We start from the raw sequence: 8,294 nt of genomic DNA, 5'->3' as shown, positions 1-8,294 counted from the left end.
CACGGGTCGTCGTGAATGACGGTGTCGGCCTGTTTCCAGACTTATCTTGCAATTTACCAATCAAATTATGAATTTGTAAAAATGATCCATCGCCAAGCGGCCGACGTTCTCATGCAACTGACCATTGGCCATCCGAGCCAAGACCAAGTCGCTGCTGGCACTCAAGGGCATGCTTAAGCCGTCACCTGGCACGGCAGTTTCCATCGCTGAAATGAGCATGGGTTCAGCTTTTTGATGGCTGCGCTTGACACCAACGTACTGGTTCGCTGGCTGACTGATGACGATGCAAAACAGAGCGTTATCGTTGCAGGTTTGTTTGAGTCCAGCGCAAAAAAGGAGGAGCGGCTGTTTGTCACGGTTACCGTCATGCTTGAAATCGAGTGGGTGCTGCGGTCTCGTTATCGTTTTGACAAGCCTTCCGTCACGGCCGCGCTGGACGCACTCCTGAGCGTGACTGAACTTGAGTTTCAGACCGAACCTGCCTTGGAGCACGCTCTGTGGCTCTTCAAACAAGTCGGCTCACCAGATTTCGCCGACTGCCTGCACGTTGCACTGGTCAGTCAGGCTGGCCAAGGGCCTTTGCTGACCTTTGACGAGCGGCCCATCAAATGACCATGCGCAAGTTTGATATGTCATGCCTTGCGACATGTTCAGCTGCCGGAATCAATCCATTAGTGTTGATTGCATGTTTCATAAATAAGATGCACAATTTGCCTTAACTTTTAGCAGTCAAACCCATGAACACCCACACCATAGACACCGCGATGGCCAAACGCATGGTCGAAGCCAGCGCGATCCGCAGCGCCTCCATCATTGGCCAGCCGGGCGGCTGGTCGGTGGTGCTGAAGCTGGGCCTGCAGGAGCGAGCGCTCGGGGCGCAGCGCAGCGACACGCCGCGCACTTGGCGCAGCCTGGACCGTGCCGTGGCCTACCTCAAGAACGAGTTGCACATTGCTCGCTTTGATCTGCTCGATGCCAGCAACCACTCCGAGTTGGTGCCGCTGGCGGGCAAGTCGCGCGCGGACGCCTCCGAGCGGCTGCGCCTGGCGCACGAGGCCGCCGGGCACGACAAGTGGTTTCGGGCGCAAGTGGATCTGGCGCTCAAGGAAGCGGACGCACCGGACGCCCAGTGGGTGTCGGCGGCCGACGCCAAAGCCAGCTGGGAGCAAAAACGGGCTGAGCTGCTCAAGCGCGCCGGGAGCGCGACTTAATGCTGACGTGGTTGCGCCGCGCGCTCAACGACCGCGACGCCCAGCTTGACTACATCGCCCAGGACAACCCGCTGGCCGCCGTGAGCCAGGGTGACCGCATCGACGAGCAGGTGGACCAGCTGCTGCAGCACCCGCAAATGGGACGCCCCGGGCGCAAGCAAGGCACCCGTGAGCTGGTGATCAGCCGCACCCCGTTCATTGTGGTGTACCGCGTCAAGGGCAAACGGATCGAGCTGCTGCGCCTGCTGCATGGCGCGCAAATGTGGCCTTGAGAGACGCATAGCGACTGGTTGCGTAAAGGGTCGCTTAACGCGGAAAACATGGCACAGGGCGAATTGTGCAGACCTGTACTGTGCTGGCCGAGGCGACCACCACCAAGCTGCACCGCGACGGTTAAGAAGACGGAAAAGCTGACAGGTGATTAGGGACGAGCCGCTGTCGCCAGGGCGGCTGGTTTGACCGGTTTCATATGCAAAATCAGCCTCTAGCCCACGTCAATCATGCGTGAGAAGCTATTGTTTCAGGAGCGATTCATTCAACGCAAATGCCCGCCACCCCATCACTTCGCAGCCCTGGCGGGCATAGCGGTCGGCGCCGCCATAAATGATCAGCGGCGCCAAGGTGGGGGTGTCGGCGAATCCGGTCCATTTGCGTACAGCCTGGGGCCAGTCGGAGGTAAAGGTGCTGCCCGATTTGATTTCGATCGCCTGCAAGCCTTGCGGTGTCTCCAGCACCACATCGACTTCATGTCCCACGTTGTCGCGCCAGAAAAATAGTTCGCCGCTTTGCCCTGCATTGAAGCGCTGTTTGATAAGTTCGGACACCACCCAGGTTTCAAACAGGGCACCGCGCGCCGCGTGAGTCTCTATCGTGGCGGCATCCCGTATGCCCAGCAGCCAGGCCATCAGCCCGACATCCAGAAAATACAGTTTGGGTGTCTTGACCAGCCGCTTGCCAAAGTTGCGGTGGTACGGTGGCAAGCGCATAACCAGGTAGCTGGTCTCCATCACCGACAGCCATTTGCCCGCCGTCACGGCCGAAATGCCGCAATCGGCGCCCAGTGCCGCCAGGTTGAGCAACTGCCCGGAGCGGGCCGCGCACATGCGCACAAAGCGGTGGAACTGGCTCAAGTCATGCACCGCCAGCAGTTGACGCACATCGCGCTCCAGGTAGGTGGCTACGTAGTTGGGGAACCAGTCGTTGGGCGCCAGGGTGCGGTCATAGAGTGCCGGATACCCGCCCGTGAGCAGCAGCGTGTCCAGTGCTTCGGGCAGGCGTTCATCTCCCAGCTCAGTGCCAGACAGCGGCAGCAGTTCTACCCTTCCGACCCGGCCAGCGAGGCTTTGCGTGATGCCCGCCATCAGGTCAAACTGTGCCGAGCCGGTCAGGATGAAGTCGCCCATGCGCTGGCGTTCATCTACCAACTGTTGCAACCACGACAACAGCGCCGGGCAACGTTGAACCTCGTCAAGGATCGCTCCTTCCGTGAAGCGCGCCAGAAAGCGCCGGGGGTCGGTTTGCGCAAACTCGCGTTCTTCCGGGTTTTCCAGCGAGATATAGGGTTTGGCGCTAAACAGTGCCCGCGCTAACGTGGTTTTTCCTGATTGGCGCGGGCCGGTGATGGCCAGCACGGGAAAGCCCTGGGCCAGACGCTGAAGAGTGGGGACTGCTTGACGAGGTATCATTTTACAAATCGAAAGTATTTATTTTGATTTGTAATTTTAGGCGTGTTTTTTTAATTGTGAAGGGTTGCCACCACGGACCGTAGTGGATGACGGTGTCAGCCTGCGGCAGGTTCAGGCCGACGCCGCTGGCTTTGCCGCCGGTGCTGGTTTATGGCGATGACGACAACATGAGCTGCCAAGGGGTGAAGGTGTAGTCGTGGAGGCAACTTCATACAAACAATGAGGCTGTAGCGCTTATAGGATCTGCAAGAAACTAAAGACCCATCCCGTCATCAACTTGATCATCAAACAACGGGAGTGTGTCGTTGAATTTCGGGTGTGCAATGTCCAAAAAATGCTCGAACTGCTTATAGCTTGAACTGATTCGCATGAGTGATACAACCGCTGCCAAATGCTCTTTAAGCTTTGGATGCCCAATGTCAGGCGTTAATTTCCTGTGAAGTTGGTTTGTGTGACGCCCAGTTTTTTCGCTTCTAGGAGTTTCTTTTTTCAACTGTTCTAGGACTTTTGGGGCCAGGCGCGCATAGACGATGTTATTTGTTAAGTGACCAAAATAGGCAGGGCGTCTAACCGAGTCTTGGGGATATGACAGCCCGCGAAGCCGGAACATATGTTCGTAATATTCACTTGTGAACGTGTGTGTCCAAGGCTGCAGTTCCTCGGCGATGAATTTCTCCAAAATCTTTGCAAGGGCATCTTTAGCTCGCTCACGCTGAAAACCAGTCGCTTCATCAACAAGCGCAATAATCCCGACGTTGGCTAATCCCCGCATCAAGATGTCTGACGCTTTAACAATATGTTGGTAGTTCTTCGGGACTGTCCCCTTCTCCGCCAAGCACCTATCCCTAAATCGAAGATACACCTCTGCCACTTTCGGTAGCAAACTGGCATCGTATCCAACCCCTTTGCTACCCGATTTCGATCGATAAAAGATGGGGGTGGTCGACGCAGCCAACTCCGCATCAATAAAGGGTTTTAAGACGTCGGCAGACAAGAAAAATGGCAACTCGTCGACAGTACTTAAAACGCCCGTTCCCGCCTTGGGTGATCGAGATCGACCAATTGCGCGCAAGAACGTCGCTTGAGTGATTACGCGCGTTCCATTTGGTAAAACGGCGCACTGAACCTTCGCTTCACCCAAGTCGAACTCTCCTTCATGGCTAGCAACTTGGGTGTCTTGTGGGTCGTTGCTCCATCTAGCCAATGCCGCCTTGCTTGCAATGGCTTTTCTTTCTTCAGGGCTGAGCGACGCTGACCGCGCAATCCCGCCAATTGCTTTGCTGGCATCCTTTTTCGGTGTTTTCATGCATGCATCCTTTTAAATAATGCTTGCATATTATTTGATCCATTAGGTAAACGCAAGCATATATTCAACTTATGCTTGCATTAAGAGCCGTGGTTTAAGCAAAATTGTGATTGGGAACTTGCGGAAGATACTCGTGACGTAGTTGCTCATATCACCAAAGAGTGCGTAATTCAGCGGATAAGCTTGGATGCCATCCGGAGAGGTCAGCGTCTGCGTCTTGAACTAAGGCGTGTCCGCACTGAAATTAGCCTGCGTTGCTTGGCCTACAACATGCGATGGGTCAGACCAAAGTTCAACCGCTGCAGTCAGAGCGCCTCAGTTTACCGATTTCATAAATCAAATCAACCTCTAGCCCCCGCAGAATAAGCGCAGCCAGCTATCAAACAGATAGCGGCTTCAGCAACTCCGCCAGATCACCTTCACTGAACAGCGGCTGCTTGCGTCCGACCGAGCCGCTGTACATGCTGTCGGCCAGCGCCGCCTTGCGTTCCTGCAGCGCCAGGATGCGTTCCTCGATCGTGCCTTGCGCCACCATCTTGTAGACAAACACACTTTGCGTTTGGCCGATGCGGTGGGCGCGATCGGTGGCCTGCGCTTCGACCGCCGGGTTCCACCAGGGGTCGTAGTGGATGACGGTGTCGGCCTGCGGCAGGTTCAGGCCGACGCCGCCGGCTTTCAGGCTGATCAGGAATAAGGGCACCTGGCCGCTGGTGAACTGTTCTATCAGCGCATCGCGCTTCTGGCTCTGGCCGGTGAGTTTGACCCAGGGCAGATTGCGTTTTTTCAGCTCGACCTCGATCAGCGACAACATGCTGGTGAACTGCGAGAACAGCAGAATGCGACGGCCCTCCGCCAGCATCTCGGGCAGCATCTCCATCAGCTGCTCCAGCTTGGCCGAGGTTTTAACTTTTTTGGCGGCGTCGAGCTTCAAGAGCTGCGGGTCGCAGCAGACCTGGCGCAGCTTCAGGAGGGCGTCCAGGATGGTGATTTGCGACTTGGCCAGGCCTTTGGTATTGAGCGCTTCGCGCACGGTTTTTTCCATGCCCAGGCGGATGGTTTCGTACAGGTCGGCCTGTTTGCCGGACAGCTCGACGCGCATCACGGTTTCCACCTTGGGCGGCAACTCGTTCGCCACCACCGCCTTGGTGCGGCGCAGCATGAAGGGCGTGATGCGGGCGCGCAGCTGGGCCAGCCGATCGGGGTCGCCCTGCTTCTCGATGGGCGTGCGAAACAGCTCCTTGAAGCGCGTCTGGCTGCCCAGAAAGCCGGGCATCAAAAAGTGGAACAGGCTCCAGATCTCGCCCAGGTGGTTTTCCATCGGCGTGCCCGACAGGCACAGGCGGTGCCGGGTCTGCAACTGGCCCACCACCTGCGCCGCGTGGGTGCTGGCGTTCTTGATGTTTTGCGCTTCGTCCAGCACCACCAGATGCCATTGCGCTTCCAGCCAGCGTTCGCGGTCGCGCTGCAGCAGCGAGTAGGGCGCAATCACGATGTCATGTTGATCCATCGTGTCGGCCACGGCGTGGCGCTCTTTGCCGTGCAGCACCAGGCAGCGCAGCTGCGGGCAAAAGCGCTCGGTCTCGCGCTGCCAGTTGCCCATCAGGCTGACCGGGGCAATGATGAGGGCCGGGTGCGTCAGGCGCCCGGCGTCCTTTTCGATCTGGATGTGGACCAGCGTTTGCAGCGTTTTGCCCAGGCCCATGTCGTCGGCCAGAATGCCGCCCAGGCTGTGCTGGCGCAAAAACTGCAACCAGTTCAGGCCTTGCTGCTGATACGGGCGCAGGCTGGCCTGCACGCTGGTCGGCACCGGCACCTCGGGCAATTCGGTGCTGCCCTGCAGCTGCTGCACCATGGCGCGCAGCGCTTGCGCGCCTTCCCAGACGGCGCCTTCGCCCAAAGCGGCGCCGGTGCGCAAGGCGTCCAGGCGCGAGAGTTTCAGGCTGTCGCCGGTGAAATCATGGTCGCGGTCGCCCACCAGCTCCAAGAGCGCTGCCATCCAGGGCTTGAGCGTGTCGGTCGGCAGGCGGATGAAGCCTTGGGTGCCTGGCGATGGCAGGTAGACAAAGGGCGGAATATGGGGCAGGCCGGTGACCGGGTCGAGCGGGCTGGCGGCCGCGGCGGCAATCAGATCAGGCAGCCAGGGCAGGATGTTGTGGCGCTGGCCGTTGATCTCCATGCCCAGCGACAGGTCAAACCAGGGCGAGGTCGCACCTTCATCGCCTTCGTCGCCGTCGTTGCCCTCGGGCCGCAGCTGCACGTCCAGCGTGTCGGCGTGCGTGATCCATTCTTTCAGCGTGTCGTCCAGCGTGACTTCAAAACCCGCTTCGCGCAGCACTGAAAAGTCGTTGTCGGCCCAGTGCAGCCAGTCTTGCTGCGGACCGTCGCCAGGAATGCCGAACAGGCCTTTCTCGGCGGACATCAGCCCCAGCTCATACAAACGGGTGATTGCGTCCAGCTCGGCCTCGGGGTCGCGCTGCAGCAGCAGGCGACCCTCAGGGCTGTCAATCAGCACGGTGCTGCCCTGACCGGCCCACCAGCCGCGGTGGCCAGCGTAGTCAAAGCGCAGTTGCGCCTGGATCAGGCCCATGAACCGGGTGTCGTCAGCTGGCGTGAGTGAGAGCTGCAGGCAGGCGCTGGGCGTGACGTCCCGTAACGTGGTGAGCGCCTGCAGCACGGGCGGCAAGGGCAGCTTGCCCAGGCGCTGCATCAGGTCCACCTGGTGCTTCTTAAGGGCCGCCGGTTTGAGCGGCGGGGCTTTCAGCAGCACCTCCAGCTGGGCGGCCGGAATGCCCTCGGCCTGCACCGGGCCGCACAGGCCGAGCGCGGCGTCCAGATAGAGCGGCGGGCTGTTCAGACACAGCTTGGCGCTGCTGTTGGCCAGCTTGGCGCGCAAGACCCAGCCGGGTTCGGTGGCGTGTGCGCTGCTGACCTCGTGCCACTCCCAGTGCGGCGGCTGCGGCGGGCCCCACGCGATGGCGGCCCCCGGCGTGCCCTTGCCCTCGTCCAGAAACAGGCGCCCGGTGCTGGCCGCCTGCTGCAAGGCCATCAGACCGACCTGTCCATTCGGCACCACCTTGGGTTTGAAGTTGTAGGCGTAGTAATAGCTGCCGCCGTGCGGCATGGCGCGTATCAGTTGCAAGACCTCGCGGTCCACCGCGCTGGCCTGGTCGTAAACCGCCTGGCCTTGGGACGGTGGCGTGCGGATCGGTTTGGGCTTGGCCCAGCCGCCGCTGGCTTTGAGGTAAGACACCACGGCTTCGATTTGCAGCTCGGGCGCGGGGCCGTGGCTGCCCACCACCGACAGCAAATACAGGTAGTGCTCTTGGCGCTCGTGCGCGGCCGGGTTGCCGCCTTGATCGGTGGCGACGCCGCCGGCCCGGTCCAGCTCTTTGAGCCAGCGCAGCAATTGGGCCTCGGCTTCGAGCCGTGCCAGGTCTTGGGCGCGGGCCAGGGCCGCCTGGCGCAGGACTTCGACCTGTTCCGGCGTGGGCGGTGTGAGCAGGCTGGTGGCCGTGCTGTGCAGGGTACTGTCACCCAGCAACTGCAGGCCCTGGTAAGCGGCCTTGAGCATCAAGGCCACGCCGTGTTTGCATTGGCTGCCGACCGGGCATTCGCAGTCGCTGTCCCAGCTGGCCAGCTGGCCGTTGGGCTTCAGGGCGATTTCGATCGACACTTCATAGGGCTCGCGCAGGCTGCCCTGCACTTCGCCCAGCAGCAGCCAGTGGTTTTGCAGCGGCTCGATGTCCAGGCTCAGCACTTTTTGATTGCGGTAGAGCATCAGGCCGCGCGTCCAGGCCCCGGCGTCGGCCAAAGGCAGCAGCGATTGGGGGTTGAACCAGAGGCCCCGGTTCAAGGATGAGTTATGTATCAAATCAGGCTCCAGCCCCGTGGATTTTGCGCAATATGCTATTAAAAGCGTAGCTATTTTCAAACCGGCGGCGTGCCCATGGCGTGCCCGGCCTGTTGATCGGCGTGGTAGCTGGAGCGCACCATGGCACCGACAGCGGCATGCTTGAAGCCCATCTCGTAAGCCTTGGCCTCGAACATCTTGAAGGTGTCGGGGTGCACGTAGCGCTTGACGGTGAGGTGCGA

At 59.8% G+C, this 8,294-nt stretch carries 7 protein-coding genes; 3 read left to right on the top strand and 4 right to left on the bottom strand.

What is annotated here, in order from left to right; all coding sequences use genetic code 11:
* Positions 1 to 60: 60 nt before the first annotated feature.
* Positions 61 to 219: a hypothetical protein gene (locus B3V69_RS08175; RefSeq protein WP_296445480.1), complete on the bottom strand. Its 159-nt coding sequence runs from the start codon at positions 217 to 219 to the stop codon at positions 61 to 63.
* A 15-nt stretch (positions 220 to 234) separates the two neighbouring features.
* On the opposite strand from B3V69_RS08175, the gene B3V69_RS08170 reads away from it, so the two are divergent.
* The 3 genes from B3V69_RS08170 (at position 235) to B3V69_RS08160 (ending at position 1,483) form a co-directional block, all read left to right on the top strand.
* Positions 235 to 612 carry a type II toxin-antitoxin system VapC family toxin gene (locus tag B3V69_RS08170; RefSeq protein ID WP_296445478.1) on the top strand — a complete coding sequence of 126 codons (378 nt, stop codon included), beginning with the start codon at positions 235 to 237 and terminating at the stop codon, positions 610 to 612.
* A 125-nt stretch (positions 613 to 737) separates the two neighbouring features.
* On the top strand, positions 738 to 1,211 hold the full coding sequence (locus B3V69_RS08165; protein WP_296445476.1) for a hypothetical protein: 474 nt from the start codon (positions 738 to 740) through the stop codon (positions 1,209 to 1,211).
* Positions 1,211 to 1,483, top strand: a complete 273-nt coding sequence (locus B3V69_RS08160; protein WP_296445474.1) for a type II toxin-antitoxin system RelE/ParE family toxin — start codon at positions 1,211 to 1,213, stop codon at positions 1,481 to 1,483. The genes B3V69_RS08165 and B3V69_RS08160 overlap by 1 nt, the downstream gene beginning before the upstream one ends.
* Before the next feature lie 240 nt (positions 1,484 to 1,723).
* Here the strand turns inward: B3V69_RS08160 and B3V69_RS08155 are convergent, their stop codons facing one another.
* The 3 genes from B3V69_RS08155 to B3V69_RS08145 all read right to left on the bottom strand — a co-directional run bounded on the left by B3V69_RS08155 (position 1,724) and on the right by B3V69_RS08145 (position 8,055).
* Positions 1,724 to 2,896: an ATP-binding protein gene (locus tag B3V69_RS08155; protein ID WP_296445472.1), complete on the bottom strand. Its 1,173-nt coding sequence runs from the start codon at positions 2,894 to 2,896 to the stop codon at positions 1,724 to 1,726.
* Positions 2,897 to 3,149: 253 nt separating this feature from the next.
* Positions 3,150 to 4,202 carry a P63C domain-containing protein gene (locus tag B3V69_RS08150; protein ID WP_296445470.1) on the bottom strand — a complete coding sequence of 351 codons (1,053 nt, stop codon included), beginning with the start codon at positions 4,200 to 4,202 and terminating at the stop codon, positions 3,150 to 3,152.
* A 379-nt stretch (positions 4,203 to 4,581) separates the two neighbouring features.
* On the bottom strand, positions 4,582 to 8,055 hold the full coding sequence (locus B3V69_RS08145; protein ID WP_414707491.1) for an SNF2-related protein: 3,474 nt from the start codon (positions 8,053 to 8,055) through the stop codon (positions 4,582 to 4,584).
* Between the last annotated feature and the right edge of the window lie 239 nt (positions 8,056 to 8,294).

The sequence above is a fragment of the Rhodoferax sp. UBA5149 genome (genome assembly GCF_002413825.1).
Classification (GTDB): domain Bacteria; phylum Pseudomonadota; class Gammaproteobacteria; order Burkholderiales; family Burkholderiaceae_C; genus Rhodoferax.
This window is presented reverse-complemented; position numbering and strand designations above follow the sequence as displayed.